Raw genomic sequence first — 15,461 nt, 5'->3', positions numbered from 1 at the left:
CTCGCCCTGTCACTACATTCTGGACCCCAGTGATAGGGCGAGGTCATGGCCAGGTCCAGACGTGCTGAGCCGTGAGTGCTTGTGCCGCCCTGGACCGACGGCGGCACAAATTACAATCTGTCAGGCGTTAACGGCGATGGGCGTTTCATCCAAACCACTGGTTTGCGGATCACGCAGCACATAGCCCCGCCCCCAAACAGTTTCGATGTAATTGTCACCACCCGTCGCGTTGCTGAGTTTTTTACGAAGTTTGCAGATGAACACGTCAATAATCTTCAGTTCGGGTTCATCCATCCCGCCATAGAGGTGATTCAGGAACATCTCTTTCGTCAACGTCGTGCCCTTGCGTAAACTCAAAAGCTCAAGCATCTGGTATTCCTTACCAGTCAGGTGAACCGTCTGACCGTCAACCTCAACCGTTTTTGCATCCAGATTGACCGCAACGCGGCCCGTATGAATGATCGACTGCGAATGCCCTTTGGACCGCCGGATAATCGCATGGATGCGCGCAACCAGTTCCTCGCGATGAAAGGGCTTGGTCAGGTAGTCATCGGCCCCAAAGCCAAAGCCCTTGATTTTGCTTTCCGTATCGTCGGCGCCCGACAGGATCAGAATTGGTGTTTCGACCCGTGCGATCCGCAACTGACGCAGCACTTCATGCCCATTCATATCCGGCAGGTTCAGGTCCAGCAAAATGAGATCATAGTCATAGAGTTTTGCCAGATCGATCCCTTCTTCACCCAAGTCCGTCGCATACACATTGAGATTGGCATGCGTCAGCATCAGTTCGATGCTTTTGGACGTGGTCGGATCATCCTCGACAAGAAGTACTCTCATTTCACTGCTCCAATTCGGGTCAATAATTCCAATTAAAATCAAACCTGACCATGAATGGTTAATCTTGCGTTACCGTTGAATCATTTATTCATGTTCATCCTTAGGTTGTCGATATTTTTTTAAAGCCGTAACTTTCAAAGCCTCGATTCCATGCTCTGCCACCGCAGAGACCCAAGTGTTGAATTCTTCGTCGCTGATGCCGTAACGTTTCTTGGCCTCGGACAAGGTAATCAGGCCGTAAATCACTCCGCGCACAACGACGATCTTGCGCGAGGCCACCCAGCGTCTTGTATCGGCCGGTGGAAGATCCGCCTGGGACAAAATCGTACCATCCGGCAGGGTTACCGACCGCGGCCCTTCAACTTTGTGCAAATACATGTCTCAACCCTTTTTCCTGCTGCGACAAAGCTGACACCAGCCTACTTAATGCGGGGTGAAACCGCCCCTTGAGAGTGTCTAGAATTTTCCTATATTCTGCCGGTCTTTCTTAACCCGAACGGAATCACCATGGCCGTCGCCGCCGAGACCCAACTCAATTCACTTGGCTTTGCCAAAACACCCTCGCAAACGCGGGTGGTTGTTGCCATGTCCGGTGGCGTGGACAGCTCTGTTGTCGCCGCTTATCTGGCGGATCAGGGATATGATGTGGTCGGTGTGACCCTGCAGCTTTATGACCACGGTGCGGCGCTGGCCAAGAAAGGCGCGTGCTGCGCCGGGATCGACATCCACGATGCCCGGCGCGTGGCCGAAGAGCGTGGGTTTCCGCACTACGTTCTGGACTACGAGAACATCTTCAAGGACGCGGTTATTGATGAGTTCGCGGACAGTTATCTGGCGGGCGCCACGCCGGTGCCGTGCATCCGCTGCAATGAACGGGTGAAATTCAAGGACCTGCTGGAAACCGCCAAGGACTTGGAAGCCGACTGCATGGCCACCGGTCACTATATTCAGCGCAAAATGGGTCCAAACGGGCCAGAGCTTCACAGCGCCGAAGACGCAAATCGGGATCAGTCCTATTTCCTGTTCTCGACCACGCCCGAGCAACTGGAGTTTCTGCGGTTCCCGCTGGGTCACCTGCCCTCGAAAGAGGCAACCCGCGAGATGGCGGCGCAATATGGGCTGGCCGTGGCGGATAAACCCGACAGTCAGGACATCTGTTTCGTGCCCAACGGTAACTATGCCAGCGTCATCGAAAAACTGCGCCCCGGCGCCGCTGAACCGGGTGAAATCGTCCATGCCGACGGGCGCGTATTGGCGCAGCACAACGGGGTGATCCACTACACGATCGGTCAACGCCGGGGCCTTGGCATCGGCGGTCTCAGCGAGCCGCTCTACGTCGTCAAACTGGACGTGGACAAAAAGCAGGTCGTGGTCGGCCCCAAAGAGATGCTGGCCACAAGAACCATCCCCGTGCGTGAGATCAACTGGCTGGGCGACACGCCCTTTACCTCGCAAAAGGAATGGCACTTATCGGTCAAAGTCCGCTCGACCCGTCCCCCGCGTGAGGCGATCATCCGCCCGTTGTCGGAAACCACCGCCGAGGTCGAATTGCTGACACCCGAAGAAGGTATTTCCCCCGGTCAGGCTTGCGTGTTCTATGACAGCTCCAGCAGCCGGATTTTCGGCGGCGGTTGGATTTGGCGCGGGTACTAAACCGCGTCCGTCCAGGAGTTGCTGAGGATGTAGAGCCCGGCACAGATCATCACATAGGGCACCAGCTTTTCCAACTTGCGGGCGAGGCCACCGGTCATGAGCGGGGTCTTTGCCCCAAGCAAAGCCACGCTGCCCAACACCATTGCAGCAGCCGCAGCGCCTATCACGCCGGCTGTCCGGAACGCCGGCGCGGAATCTGCCAGCAGCGGGGCAAGCACGGCGAATGTATCCATCGACAAGCTGACGAACAAAAGCGAAATCGCTACGGTCGATGCCTTGCTTGAGACACCGGGCACTTCTTCGTGTCCGCTGTCGCGGAATTGCCGTACCAAGCCCAAAACGCCAAGCGTCAAAGGTACCAATCCCAAATACCCCGCCCAATCCGGGATGACATCTTCGACCCCGATGGCAAATAGATAGGCCGCAAGGATGACTAGCATTTGTGCCGTCAGAAATCCGGTTACGGCCCGGCCCGTGCCTGCAACCACCATCAAAGCCAGCAAGGCGGCCAGATTGTCCAGATTGGTCAAAACCTGCGCTAAAAAAGCCGAGACTGCAAACGCCAGAAAATCCATCATCCGGACGCCATCCGGGACAACACCGCTTGGGCGGCACGCAAGCCCGGCGCATCTCCGCCACGGCCCAGCTGGACCATTGTCACCTCCATCGCCTCGCGTTGCGCGTCAGGGGCCTCGGCCACCTTGGACAAGGCGGCCGCGATCTGTTGGGGCCGGCACTCATCCAGCAGACATTCCGGCACCGTCCGCGTGTCCGAGACCAGATTGACCAGTGTTACCGTGTCCAAATGTACCATCCGCTTGGCGATCTGGGTTGTAAGCCAGTTGAGGTTGTAGGCAATCACCATCGGCGTTGCCTGCGCGGCCAGTTCCAGCGACACGGTGCCCGAGGCCGCAAGGGCAAGATCCGCAGCCGCAAATGCCGCACGTTTTTGGGAGACGGCCTGATCCGACGGCAGGCCGCGCGGGTCGACCACCACGGGCGATCCGGGCCAGTTTCGAAGATGCTCGGCAACCGTATCGACCATATGTGCGACGGCGGGCACCACGACCCGTGTATCGGGCCGGTTTTTCAGGTACAGGCTAAGCGCTTCGCCAAAAACGGGCGCCAACCGGTCAACTTCGCCGCGGCGCGAGCCGGGCAAGGCCAGCAAAAGCGGTGCCTCGCCCAAATCATGGGCGGCCCGGAAATCCCTGATCTCAGCCACTGTGGCGACCGGTTCACTGGCCACAGGATGGCCAACAAAATCACACTCCATGCCTGCGCGCTCCATATAGGGCGGCTCGAACGGAAGCAGGGCCAGCACGTGGTCGATCACCTTGGCCATCTTGTCGGCCCGTCCCGGACGCCAGGCCCAGACGCTGGGGGCCACATAGTGCACTGTGCGAATGTCACTGGCCGCTTTCACAAGCTTGGCGACACGCAGCGAAAAGTCCGGGCTGTCGATGGTGATCAGAACATCCGGCTGAGTCTCAAGCACCGCTTTGGCCGTTTCCGAAATCCGGCGTTTGAGATGGAAGAACTTGGGCAGAACTTCCACCAGCCCCATGACGCTCAACTCGGACATGGGGAACCGGCTGCTCAGACCCTGAGCCTGCATCAAAGGCCCGCCAATTCCGTCAAATTGGGCATCCGGCACAAGGGTTTTCAAACCCTCCATCAGCGCGCCACCCAAACGGTCGCCCGAAGGTTCCCCGGCGACCAGAAAGACGCGCATCAGACCGCCCGCTCACGCACATGGAGGAACAGACCCAGCCGGTTGCACGCTTCAATGACGCGGTCACGTTGCAGAACCATCACGCCGCCTTTTTCGATCACAATACCCGACAGACCAGCGGCAACAGCATCGGTGACCGTATCCGGGCCGATGGCGGGCAGATCGACCCGGCGATCCTGATCGGGCTTGGGTCCCTTGAACAGCACACCGCCCCCGGCATCCGGGCGTTGCGTCAAGGACTGCAACATCCAGGCCGTACCAAAGATGCTCTCGACCGCCAGAACCTGCCCATTGGATACGGCACACGCCTGACCCAAATCAGCGCTTCCCATGGCACGCAGGACGCCTGATGCGCGGTCGGCATCACCCAGGTCAGCCTCAGATGGTTGCACTTCGGTCAGACAGCCCAAAGGGGGCAGAAGATCAGGTGCGATCTCGTGGGCGGCTTTGACGGACAAACCTGATTGTTCAAATATCGCGATCACAGCCCGCAAGGCTCCGTCATCGCCAGAGGTTATGGCCTGCTGGAGGATCGGCACCAACGGCATCGTCGCAGCATCGATACGGGTCGGGTCGACCTTTGGACGCTGTACCGCTCCGGCCATACAAACCTGGGTCACGCCGCGCGCCTTCAGATCCGCGAGGAAACTGCCGAGTTGCTCCAATGGAAACACCACGTCCGCCCTGAGCCCCTGTGGCTCAAACCCTTCCATCGCGCAGATCAGAGGGCGGTCAGGCAGGGCAGCCACGACCGCATCCGGCAAGACACCCTTTCCCGCAATCAAAGCCAGCATAGGGTCACTTCCTAGGCGTCAGGAAAGACCGATCGGTATCGCCTGTGACGAACTCGACGATCCGACGGACATACTCACTGTCGGTCCCTTCCCCGGCGCGCTGCGCACGTTCCTGAAAAGTCCCCTCACCACCCGACAATTCCTTGAACGCGGCGCGCAGGGCAGAAATATCTTCACGCGAGACACCGCGACGTTTCAGACCCACCAGATTCAGCCCGCCCAATTCACCGCGCGGTGCTTGCACCAAGCCATAGGGAATAACATCGTTCGGCACCATGGTCAGAGCACCGATGATGGCTCCACGACCCACGCGGACCCATTGATGCAGGCCGGAAATGCCACCCACGATCACGTCATCTTCAACAACGCAGTGACCCGCTGCACCTGCATGGTTCACCATGATCACTCGGTTGCCGATCTGTACGTCATGGGCCACATGTACCCCGGCCATAAGCAAGCAATCATCGCCAATGCGGGTGACACCGCCGCCGCCGTCCGTACCCGTGTTGATGGTCACATGCTCGCGGATGCGGTTGCGCTGCCCGATCTCAAGCCGCGTATTCTCGCCGCCGAATTTCAGATCCTGCGGGATTTCTCCGATCACCGAGAAGTTGAAGATCACCGTCTCGTTGCCGACAGACGTGTCGCCGGTGACGACAACATGCGACTTCAGCTCGACCCGGTCACCCAGTTTGACCTGAGCGCCCACATAGCAGAACGGGCCGATTACACAGTCCTGACCGATCTGCGCGCCGTCCTCGATGATTGCGCTTGGGTGAATGCCGCTCATGTGGTTTTTTCCATATCCCAATCGACATAGGCCGAGAATTCGGCTTCGGCTGCGACCTCACCGTCAACGGTTGCGCGACCATTGAACTTGAACAGCTTGCCGCCCTTCTTGCCCCGCAGGGTTTCGACATGCATTTCCAGCACGTCACCCGGCACCACTTTGCGGCGGAATTTGCATTTGTCGATGCTCATGAAATAGATCAGCAACTCGGTATCGATGACATCCATTCCAACGCCCAGCATCACGCCGGATGTCTGCGCCATCGCCTCAACGATGGTCACACCGGGCATGATCGGGGTTCCCGGAAAATGCCCCTGGAAATGAGGCTCGTTCATAGTCACATTCTTGATGCCACGGGCCGATTGGAACCCGTCAATATCCACCACCTTGTCGACCAGTAGAAACGGATAGCGGTGCGGCAAAATCCGCTGGATCAGCTGAATGTCGGCGCTTTTGGTTTCCGTAGTCATGGTTCCATTGTCCCGTTTTCGATGTCTCAGTTTCCGCGTGGTTAGCAATACCGGTCTCGGAGGGCAAGCTAACCTATTCGCCTGTGCCGTCTTGCAATCCGGTTCCGTCCCCGATGGCGGCATTGATGCGGGCAATTGCATCATCGGTGATATCCGATGCATCAGCGCTGAGAAACACGTTCGCGCGTTCAAGGATTACGGCCGCCCCCGTTTCCCGCATCAGGTCGATCAAGACCGGCCGCGCCAACGCGTAGAACGTCTGCCTGTCGTCCTCGCTGCGACGGGCCAAAGCGTCGAGCTTGGCGCGTTGCCCCTCGCGATGTGACTGCACCTTTTCATCGAATGCCTGAGCCAATGGGCGGAACTCTTCCGAAGACAGCTCAGCCCGTTTGTCGGTCAGGTCCTTTTCTTCGCGGCTGAGTTCAGACACGATCCGCTCGTTTTCCTGAGCCAGCAGCGCGCCTTCATTTTCAATCTCGCGCAGGACCCGCTGGCCAAAGGCCGAGTCGGAAAACAAACGGTCGCTGGATATTGTCAGAACGACAGGATCGCGTGTGCCCAGTTGCTGGGCAGCCAAGGGGCCTGCCAGAAGACAGCATAGCAAAACGCAAAGGGCCCGAACCGGGCCCCATGCTCGCTTGGAAAGTGTAGCCCTCATCCCGGATCAGAACCGCGCCTGAACAGTCAGGTCGAAATTCTGTTCCTTGTCAAAGTCTTCCTTTTTCAACGCCTTCGAGAAGTTGAAGCGCAAGGGACCGAACGGGGTTTCCCATAGAACGGACAAGCCGATAACGTGCCGGATGGACCCATCCGCGCCAACGATATCGGCGCCGGCTGTATTCACGTCACTGATGTTGTAAAGGTTGCCCACATCATAGAACAGGCCGCCCCGCAGTCCCAATTCTTCGGGCAGGCCCAATGGGAAGTCGGTTTCAAATCGCGCCACCCAATAGTAGTTGCCGCCGATGGCGTCATCTTGCCCGTTGGACAGGTCACGCGGACCAAGACCCGCCGGTTCGAACCCGCGGAATGTGTTTGGCCCAAGAACAAACCGGTCAATCGTGCGGCTGAAATCATTGCCCGTCCAGTGCAGCGCACCCAATTCAAGTGTCGCGCGCAGAACGACTTCTTCGTTCCAAACCCGTGTTTGCGCAATGCCGGTTGCCGTAGTCTTGAAAAACTCGTTGTCGCCGCCCAGTCCGGCCGCATCAACGCCGACTTCAAACAAAACACCAGCATTTGGATTCAAACCACCCAGACGGCTATCGTAGATATAGGACAAACCGATCGTGCTGCTGACCCGCTCGCCCTGCGCGATTTCAGACGTGATAACCGCACCATTGATTTCATTGTCCTGTTGGGTCATCTCGCTGCGGTCCCAACCATACCGCAAACGCACCGCCGACAGCTCACCAATCGAGTAAGAAAGCTGGGGGTTAAAGTACACCCGCTCTGTGTCATAGCTGGCAAAGCTCGAGTTCGTGGTTGCAAACCCAAGACCCAGATCGAACCTTAGTTTGCGCCCCAGCAAGTATGGCTCGGTGAAGTTCAATGTGAATTGTTCGGAATCCTGCGCGGTCGAAATGGTGACACCCAGATTCTGCCCACGGCCCAGGAAGTTGGATTCGTTCAAACCGATCGCAACCCCGAAACCATCCGAAACCGAGTAGCTACCACCAAGGCTCAGCGAGCCTGTTGGCTGCTCTTCGACATCGACATCCAGAATGACCTGACTGGGCGAAGACCCCTCGCGCGGCTCGACGTCGGCCACAGCAAAGAATCCCAAGGCATTGATCCGTTCGGCTGCCTGGCGGATTTCACGTGGGTTGAAGGGGTCCCCTTCGACGGTGTCGAACTGACGGCGTATGACACGATCCAGCGTCGTTGTATTGCCTTCGATATCGATACGTTCGACAAAAATCCGGGGACCTTTGCTGAGCACGAATTCGACATCCAGTGTCAGGTCGCGCGGATTGCGCGTGACCCGTGGTTCGACACGCAGGAAGTCCACACCCTGTTTCAGGCCCAAACGTTCCTGCCGGGCGATCGAGTTTTCGATCAGCGTTGGCGAATATATCACGCCGGGCTTGATCTTCAGCGCCTCCTGATAGGGTGCAGGATCGACGCCGGGAATTTCGCTGACCGTCGTAATGTTTCCAAACGAAAACTGCTGTCCTTCGGTGATGTTCATCACCAGGAAAAAGGCGTCCCGTTCGCGGGTGAATTCCACGTTCGCACTGTTGACCCGGAAATCGACATAGCCCCGGGACAGGTAGAAATCCCGAATGACCTGCTTGTCGAATTCGATCCGGTCGCCAATGAAAGTGTCGCTGCGGAAGAAGGTGCGCAGGAACGTGGCCTGTTTTGTTTGCAGTACCCGACGCAACCGGCGATCGGAATAGGCGCGGTTGCCGACGAAACTGACCCGTTCAACCTCGATCGTGGTGCCTTCGGCAACTTCAAAGACCAGATCCACCCGGTTGTCGCTGCGGCGGATGATCCGCGGAATCACGGTCGCTGCGACACGGCCCTGCGCGGAATACACCTCGGCAATCAGGTCTGCGTCTGTTTCGGCCAGTTGCGGCGTGAACACACGGCGCGGCTCGGACGAGATGACTTCGAGCAGCAAATCATCCTTGACCCGGCGGTTTCCCTCGATGCTGATCTGGTTGATCGTAGGGTATTCCTGAACCTCGATCACCAGGGTCGAGCCGCGCGGTGTCATTTCGACTGTTTCAAAAACACCACTGTCAAGCACACGCTGATAGGCGTCATTCAGCTCACCTGCGGTAACCGTCTGCCCCGGCTCGATTCCCGTCCGAGCGATAATCGTGCCGGTTTCGATCCTGCGGTTGCCCTCAACTTCGAACGAGTTGATGGTGAAGTTCTGGGCCTGTGCCACATGCGGCAAAGCCAGTAAACTCACTGCAGCAAAAAGGAAAAGAAACGCTCGCGTCCGCCACAAAATCTTGTTTGTCGACTTATGCCCCCCGCAGGATATACCCGCGCACCGCCTGTCAGCCATTTTTTTCTCTACCCAGAATTTTTAGACTTTAATGCTGAGTAACGGGATTGGAAGAGCTTGTCAAAACACCAAAAAGCGCAGGCAACGCAAGGTCACCGGGCACGGCATTTCAGTTGGATGCAGAGAATCAGAGTCCGGCCAGATACGCGCCAGCGGCCAGCGCCAGTATTGTAAGCCCAAAGCTGAGAAAGACATCCCAGTTCAGCATGAACAGGACGCTGACACTCTGATACGATTTTTGCAGTGCTTTGGTCATGGCCGCCTCATTTTCAGCCCCGATAGACTATTCGAAAAATGGGGCAAGAATGCGGCCTCAATGTGTACGGCGCGTCACAATCAGCAGAACAGGTCGTTGCTGACCGAGAACACCATCAGGCTGAGAACAATAGCGATACCAACAGTCATCAGCACGCGCAGGGCCTTGTCGCTGGGCGGTTTGCCGGACACGGCTTCGTATGCGTAGAAAACCAGGTGCCCCCCATCCAGTGCGGGAATCGGAAACAGGTTCAGAAGGCCAACGGCGGTCGACAGCACCGCGATGAAGAAGATGAAATTCTGCGCACCCTGGCTGGCCATCGCACCCGAGGTTTCAGCAATACCAATCGGGCCAGAGATGTTACAGGTACTGATCGCACCGGTGATCATGTGCCACATCCCAGACAGTGATCCCTCGATGATGCGACCGGTCTGCACTACACCACCAACCAGCGAATCCCATACCCCAGCAGGTTCGGTCGCGGGTTGCAGCATCATGCCGCCGACAATTCCGATACGCCAATGCGTGACAAAACCGCCATCAGGCTTCGGTTCATCCGTGCGACGCGGCGCAAGGGCAAATTCAAGATCTGCCCCGTCACGCCAAACATTGAGCAGCAGAACACGACCATCCGATCCTTCAACGAATTCTTTTAGTTGCTCGAAGGCAAAAATCGGTTCGCCATTCACAGAGGTGATCACATCGCCACCTTCAAGCTGGATGTCGAAAGCCGCACTGCGTGGCGTCACTTGACGGATCAGTGGCGGAAACAGCCAAGGGGCGGTCACGTCCAGTGTCTCGCCATTCCGGACCACAGTGTAATCCAAGACCGGCTCGACAGGCAGAGACCCGGTAAATTCGCTCCACGCCCCTTCCTGATCGAAATCGGGTGTCGGGATTCCGGCAATCGCGACGATTTCGTCGCCCTCTTGCAGTTCTTGCACCGTCCCGGGCAATGGCATCAATTCGCCCACGGTCAGCGGCTCACGCGATACGCCCTGCGACCAGAAGATCATGCCAAAAACCAGAATTGACATCACAAAGTTGAACACGGGCCCTGCCGCAACCGTTGCAGCCCGCGCCCACAAAGGGGCGCCATGCATCGTGCGACGCAGTTCTTCTGGCGTTTGTTCGGCAATGTTTTCCATCGCCTCTTCGTCCTTGCCCGACGCTGCATTGGCATCGCCAAGAAACTTCACATACCCCCCAAAAGGCAGCAAGGCGATCTGCCATCTGGTCCCGCGTTTGTCCATGCGGCTCCACAATACGGGACCGAACCCAATCGAAAACACCTCGGCCTGGATGCCGGACCAGCGACCCACGATATAGTGGCCGTATTCATGCACGGCGACGATGGCCGAAAGCGCGATCACAAAGGCCACGATCGTCCAGAGCAAGTTTCCAAACTGAGGGATCAGCGAAAGTACGTCCAAAATTCTATCCTGCTCGTTTAAGTACGGCTTCATCCACCCACTGACGTGCCAAATGGTCCGTTTGCTGCACGTTATCAAGGGTCAGTGGGGCATCAATAAGACCATCTTGGGCATCGAACCGATCAAGAACGCGTGCCACGATATCCGCCATGGTGATAAATCCGGTCTGGCCGGCTATGAAGTAATCCAGCGCGCGCTCTTTGGCTGCGTTAAAAACTGCCCCGGCCAATCCGCCGCGCGCCATCACATCGCGCGCGAGTTGCAGGGCCGGATAGCGGTTCAGGTCCGGATCTGAAAAACGCAGCTGCCCCAGCTTTGCCAAGTCAAGCCTTTCGACCGGCAGACCCTGTCGATCGGGCCAATGCAGGGCATACCCAATCGCGTGCCGCATGTCGGGGGCGCCCAGATGAGCCATCAAGGCGCCATCGCGGAATCCGACCATCGCGTGTACAACGGATTCAGGATGCACCAGAACCTCGATCTGACTGGGATCGATACCAAAGAACTCTCTTGTTTCAATCAATTCCAGCGCCTTGTTGAACATAGACGCGCTATCTATCGTGATCCGCTGTCCCATGTCCCAATTCGGGTGATTTGAGGCTTGCTCGACGGTTGCACTGGCCAGGTTTTCCAACGGCCAATCCCGAAACGCCCCACCGCTTGCGGTAATGATCACACGCTCGACGGCCTTTATGTCCTCGCCAACCAGCGCTTGAAACACCGCAGAGTGTTCGCTGTCCACCGGCAGCAGACAAGCGCCGTGATCGCGTGCTGTCTGCAAGACCAACGCGCCAGCACAAACTAGGGTCTCTTTGTTGGCCAATGCCAACGTTGCACCCTGTTTCAACGCCTCAATCCCCGGAGCCAGCCCGGCGGCTCCGACAATAGCCGACATGATCCAGTCTGAGGGACGCGCCGCGGCCTCGACAATCGCGGTCTGACCGGCCGCCGCTTCGACATCACTTCCTCGAAGGGCGTCTTTCAGGTCCTGCAGGCGATCATCGTAAGCTGTCACAGCAAGATCGGCGCCAAGTCGCCGTGCATCCCTGGCCAGTTGTTCAATATTCGCGCCACCTGTCAGCGCAACCACGTCGTAAGCGTCCGGGTTCTGCGCGATCAGATCGATCGTGTTCTGACCAATCGATCCGGTTGCCCCAAAGATTGAGACTTTGCGCATCACATCTCTCCGGGCGCGTAGACCAGCCCCGCTATCAACACGAACAAAGCGGCCCCCATCATACCGTCAAACCGGTCGAGAAAGCCGCCATGCCCCGGTATCAGGTTCGAGCTGTCCTTGACCCCGAACTTCCGCTTGACCGCACTTTCGACAATGTCGCCCGCCTGGCTTGCCATGGACGCCAGCACCGAAACCACAACCAAGAGAAATCCAAATCCGCCATAGATCGCGAATGCGCCCCCAACCATGGCTGCAGCTGCCCAGCCACCAGCCGTACCCGACCAGGTTTTCTTTGGGCTCACCTTGGGCCAAAACTTGGGGCCACCAATTGTCTTGCCCACAAAATACCCGGCGACATCTGTGGCAACGACAACGGCAATCAGCCAGACCATCCAGCCAAAACCCATGTTTTCGCGGATCGAGATAAAACCCAAACCGGCCCCTACGATCCAAAGAGCAAACAACACATACAGCCCTCGGGAGTGGCTGACCTGCCTTGCCCCAACCAAGGCCGGCGCCAGCAGAAATGGCAGCTTGTAGAGCGGTGGCAAATGATAGCTCAGGATTACCGCTACTCCGGTCAGGATGCCCAACTGAACCGCCACGCCCATGCGCTGTGGCTCGATCATGCGCACCAATTCCCAGGTCATGAGCCCGCATGCGGCGGCGATGAAGGTTTCAAACCAAATACCGCCCAGCCAAACCTCAAGCGAGCCGATCGCGACCAGTACGACGGCGGACAGAACCCGTGCGGTCAGGTCAGACCATCGGCCGTCGCTCATGCCGGAACCGCTCCAAACCGACGATCACGGGTGCCGTAACTTTGACATAGCCGTTCCAACTCATCGGCTGTGAAATCCGGCCACAGCGTGTCGATGAACTCGTATTCCGAATACGCGGACTGCCAGAGCAGAAAGTTCGAGATCCGTGCCTCGCCACTGGTACGAATGACCAGGTCCGGGTCGGGAAGAACACGTGTATCCAGATACTTGGGAAGCGTTTCTTGATCCACGTCCTCGGGCCTCAGGCGCCCATCGGCAACATCTCTTGCCAGACGTTTTGTGGCCCGGGCCACTTCATCCCTGCCACCATAGTTGAGCGCTATGGTCAGATGAACGAGATCGTTCTCCTTGGTCTTGTCTTCAAGCGTATCCATCAACTCAATCAGCTTGGCATCCAGTCGAACTCGGTCACCGATAAAACGAACACGCACGCCGGTTTCGGCAAGAGTTCTGGTTTCTTTGATGATGTATCGCCGAAACAGGCTCATAAGCCCGGCAACTTCGACCTGCGTACGTTTCCAGTTCTCGGTCGAAAAGGCAAAGACGGTCAGATACTTGATGCCCAATCGAGGACAAGCCTCGACAACTTCGCGCACGCGCCGCGCACCGGCATGGTGCCCAAAGAGCCGTGGGCGACCCCGTGCCTGCGCCCAGCGGCCGTTGCCATCCATGATAATGGCCACATGCTGGGGACCGACCACCGGCTCTGTATGAGGATCTTTGGGCATCAAATCAGCTCAGACCTGCATGATCTCGGTTTGCTTGGTCTCAAGGGCGGCATCGACGACCTTGATCATCTCATCCGTCAGGTCCTGAACTTCGCTTTCCCAGAATTTCTGATCATCCTCGGACATGCCGTCCGATTTGGCCTTTTTGATCTGGTCCATCCCGTCGCGGCGCACGTTGCGAATAGAAACCCGGGCGCTTTCGGCATATTGACCCGCGACCTTGCCCAACTCACGTCGCCGTTCTTCATTCAATTCGGGGATCGGCAACATGATGATCGTTCCATTCAGTTGGGGATTGATCCCCAACCCGCTTTCGCGGATCGCCTTTTCCACTTTTCCAACCAAAGACTTATCCCAGACATTTACAGTCACCATCCGGGATTCGGGCACATTGACCGTGCCGACCTGATTGATCGGTGTCATCGATCCATACGCGTCAACCATCACCGGTTCGAGCATCGAAGCCGAAGCCCGCCCGGTCCGCAAAGAGGCAAATTCGGTTTTGAGATTTGACATCGCGCCTTCCATGCGGCGCTTCAGGTCGTCGGTGTCCAGTTCGAAGTCGTCAGACATGCTGCTCACTCCCGGTCTTCAGGTGCTGTTTGGATGGGTCTTACGCCATCGCACTTGGGATGTATAGCAATCATGGGCAGGAATTGTGGCAATGACCAGAGTTGTTTCAGTCCTTTTTCGGCCTGTTTTGGTCAGGCGAGGCGGTCGCGGGATCGCCCGCCTCGATTGGTGTATCGGATCATGCGTTTACGTCGACAACCACACGCCCTTTGACCTGACCTTTCAGAATATCCGCCCCAAGTTGCGGCAGATCGGACAATGCGGCGGGATGAACCATCGCGTCCAACTTGTCCATTGGCAGATCCGTCGCGATCCGCTGCCACGCGCGGAGCCTGTTTTCATAGGGCTGCATCACACTGTCGATCCCCAAGAGGTTTACCCCGCGCAGAAGGAAGGGAATCACTGTCGCAGGCAGCGCCGCGCCTCCCGCCAGACCAACGGCTGCTACCGAGCACCCGTATTTCATCTGCCCCAGGACCCGCGCCAGCATCTCGCCACCAACGGCATCCACGCATCCCGCCCAGGATTCGCTCTCCAATGGGCGTTTTGTGGTTTCGTTGAGGTCCTCACGCGGCACAATCGTCGTGGCCCCCAGAGATTTGAGGTAGTCCCCGGTCTCTGGCCGCCCGGTCACAGCGGCGACCTCATATCCAAGCTTGCCAAGGATGGCCGTTGCAACGGAACCAACGCCACCTGCGGCACCCGTAACCAGAACGGGGCCATGACCCGGTTTCAGACCATGATCCTCTAGCGCCATTACCGCCAACATGGCCGTGAAGCCCGCGGTTCCTACGGCCATGGCCTGTCGTGCGTCCAACCCTTCCGGCAACGGGACCAGCCAATCAGCCAAGGCATTGGCCTTTTGAGAATACCCGCCCCAATGTGCCTCGCCCACGCGCCAACCGGTCAGAACAACCTTGTCGCCTGGCTTGTAGCGGTCATCCGACGACGCCTCGACCGTGCCTGCGTAGTCGATGCCGGGCACATGCGGATAAGACCGAACCAATCCGCCGCCCTTGGGCGACAGACACAGACCGTCTTTGTAGTTAACTGTCGAGTACTCGACAGCGACCGTCACCTCGCCATGCGGGAGATCTTCAAGGGAAAGCTGTTTGACGGAACCACTTGCCAGCCCGCTTTCCTCATCCTTATCCATCACCAGTGCATTGAACATTCGAACAATCCTTTCCTATTTCCTTGGCCTCTGG

General features: G+C 57.7%; 17 protein-coding genes. 1 reads left to right on the top strand and 16 read right to left on the bottom strand.

What is annotated here, in order from left to right; all coding sequences use genetic code 11:
* Positions 1 to 120: 120 nt before the first annotated feature.
* Complete coding sequence (gene ctrA, locus ACR0L4_RS03235) at positions 121 to 837, bottom strand: response regulator transcription factor CtrA (RefSeq protein ID WP_480510539.1); 717 nt, start codon at positions 835 to 837, stop codon at positions 121 to 123.
* A gap of 84 nt (positions 838 to 921) precedes the next feature.
* A complete protein-coding gene (gene sciP / locus ACR0L4_RS03230) occupies positions 922 to 1,215 on the bottom strand; it encodes a CtrA inhibitor SciP (protein ID WP_170748776.1) in 294 nt (97 codons plus the stop codon).
* Between the two features lie 129 nt (positions 1,216 to 1,344).
* Here sciP and mnmA point away from each other — a divergent pair, with 129 nt between their 5' ends.
* Complete coding sequence (gene mnmA / locus ACR0L4_RS03225; protein ID WP_480510537.1) at positions 1,345 to 2,490, top strand: tRNA 2-thiouridine(34) synthase MnmA; 1,146 nt, start codon at positions 1,345 to 1,347, stop codon at positions 2,488 to 2,490.
* On the opposite strand, the gene ACR0L4_RS03220 is transcribed toward mnmA, so the two are convergent.
* The 14 genes from ACR0L4_RS03220 to acuI all read right to left on the bottom strand — a co-directional run bounded on the left by ACR0L4_RS03220 (position 2,487) and on the right by acuI (position 15,427).
* The gene (locus tag ACR0L4_RS03220) at positions 2,487 to 3,068 is read right to left on the bottom strand and encodes a cadmium resistance transporter (protein ID WP_480510535.1); all 582 of its coding nucleotides are present in this window, start codon (positions 3,066 to 3,068) and stop codon (positions 2,487 to 2,489) included. The two genes, mnmA and ACR0L4_RS03220, sit on opposite strands and share 4 nt — an antisense overlap.
* A complete protein-coding gene (lpxB, locus tag ACR0L4_RS03215; protein ID WP_480510533.1) occupies positions 3,065 to 4,225 on the bottom strand; it encodes a lipid-A-disaccharide synthase in 1,161 nt (386 codons plus the stop codon). Before lpxB ends, ACR0L4_RS03220 begins: the two co-directional genes overlap by 4 nt.
* On the bottom strand, positions 4,225 to 5,019 hold the full coding sequence (locus ACR0L4_RS03210) for an LpxI family protein (RefSeq protein WP_480510531.1): 795 nt from the start codon (positions 5,017 to 5,019) through the stop codon (positions 4,225 to 4,227). Before ACR0L4_RS03210 ends, lpxB begins: the two co-directional genes overlap by 1 nt.
* A gap of 4 nt (positions 5,020 to 5,023) precedes the next feature.
* Positions 5,024 to 5,809 carry an acyl-ACP--UDP-N-acetylglucosamine O-acyltransferase gene (gene lpxA, locus ACR0L4_RS03205; protein WP_480510529.1) on the bottom strand — a complete coding sequence of 262 codons (786 nt, stop codon included), beginning with the start codon at positions 5,807 to 5,809 and terminating at the stop codon, positions 5,024 to 5,026.
* Complete coding sequence (fabZ, locus tag ACR0L4_RS03200; protein WP_480510527.1) at positions 5,806 to 6,279, bottom strand: 3-hydroxyacyl-ACP dehydratase FabZ; 474 nt, start codon at positions 6,277 to 6,279, stop codon at positions 5,806 to 5,808. The genes lpxA and fabZ overlap by 4 nt, the downstream gene beginning before the upstream one ends.
* A 73-nt stretch (positions 6,280 to 6,352) precedes the next feature.
* The gene (locus ACR0L4_RS03195) at positions 6,353 to 6,856 is read right to left on the bottom strand and encodes an OmpH/Skp family outer membrane protein (RefSeq protein WP_480510525.1); all 504 of its coding nucleotides are present in this window, start codon (positions 6,854 to 6,856) and stop codon (positions 6,353 to 6,355) included.
* A gap of 87 nt (positions 6,857 to 6,943) precedes the next feature.
* Positions 6,944 to 9,304, bottom strand: coding sequence for an outer membrane protein assembly factor BamA (gene bamA / locus ACR0L4_RS03190; protein ID WP_170748769.1), 2,361 nt, complete (start codon positions 9,302 to 9,304; stop codon positions 6,944 to 6,946).
* A gap of 127 nt (positions 9,305 to 9,431) precedes the next feature.
* Positions 9,432 to 9,560 (bottom strand): hypothetical protein, encoded by a 129-nt coding sequence (locus ACR0L4_RS03185; RefSeq protein WP_480510523.1) that lies wholly within the window; start codon positions 9,558 to 9,560, stop codon positions 9,432 to 9,434.
* Between the two features lie 80 nt (positions 9,561 to 9,640).
* Positions 9,641 to 10,993, bottom strand: coding sequence for an RIP metalloprotease RseP (gene rseP, locus ACR0L4_RS03180; protein ID WP_480510521.1), 1,353 nt, complete (start codon positions 10,991 to 10,993; stop codon positions 9,641 to 9,643).
* Positions 10,994 to 10,997: 4 nt separating this feature from the next.
* Complete coding sequence (gene dxr / locus ACR0L4_RS03175; protein ID WP_480510519.1) at positions 10,998 to 12,170, bottom strand: 1-deoxy-D-xylulose-5-phosphate reductoisomerase; 1,173 nt, start codon at positions 12,168 to 12,170, stop codon at positions 10,998 to 11,000.
* Entirely contained in the window at positions 12,170 to 12,952 is a 783-nt protein-coding gene (locus ACR0L4_RS03170) for a phosphatidate cytidylyltransferase (protein WP_480510517.1), read from the bottom strand. Before ACR0L4_RS03170 ends, dxr begins: the two co-directional genes overlap by 1 nt.
* Entirely contained in the window at positions 12,949 to 13,680 is a 732-nt protein-coding gene (locus tag ACR0L4_RS03165) for an isoprenyl transferase (RefSeq protein ID WP_170748765.1), read from the bottom strand. Before ACR0L4_RS03165 ends, ACR0L4_RS03170 begins: the two co-directional genes overlap by 4 nt.
* 9 nt (positions 13,681 to 13,689) lie before the next feature.
* Positions 13,690 to 14,253, bottom strand: a complete 564-nt coding sequence (gene frr, locus ACR0L4_RS03160; protein WP_170748764.1) for a ribosome recycling factor — start codon at positions 14,251 to 14,253, stop codon at positions 13,690 to 13,692.
* A 178-nt stretch (positions 14,254 to 14,431) separates the two neighbouring features.
* Complete coding sequence (acuI, locus tag ACR0L4_RS03155) at positions 14,432 to 15,427, bottom strand: acryloyl-CoA reductase (protein WP_480510514.1); 996 nt, start codon at positions 15,425 to 15,427, stop codon at positions 14,432 to 14,434.
* Between the last annotated feature and the right edge of the window lie 34 nt (positions 15,428 to 15,461).

It is taken from the genome of Ruegeria sp. AB5 (assembly GCF_056542645.1).
Note: the sequence above shows the minus strand (reverse complement) of the source record. Positions and strands in the feature narration are given on the sequence as shown.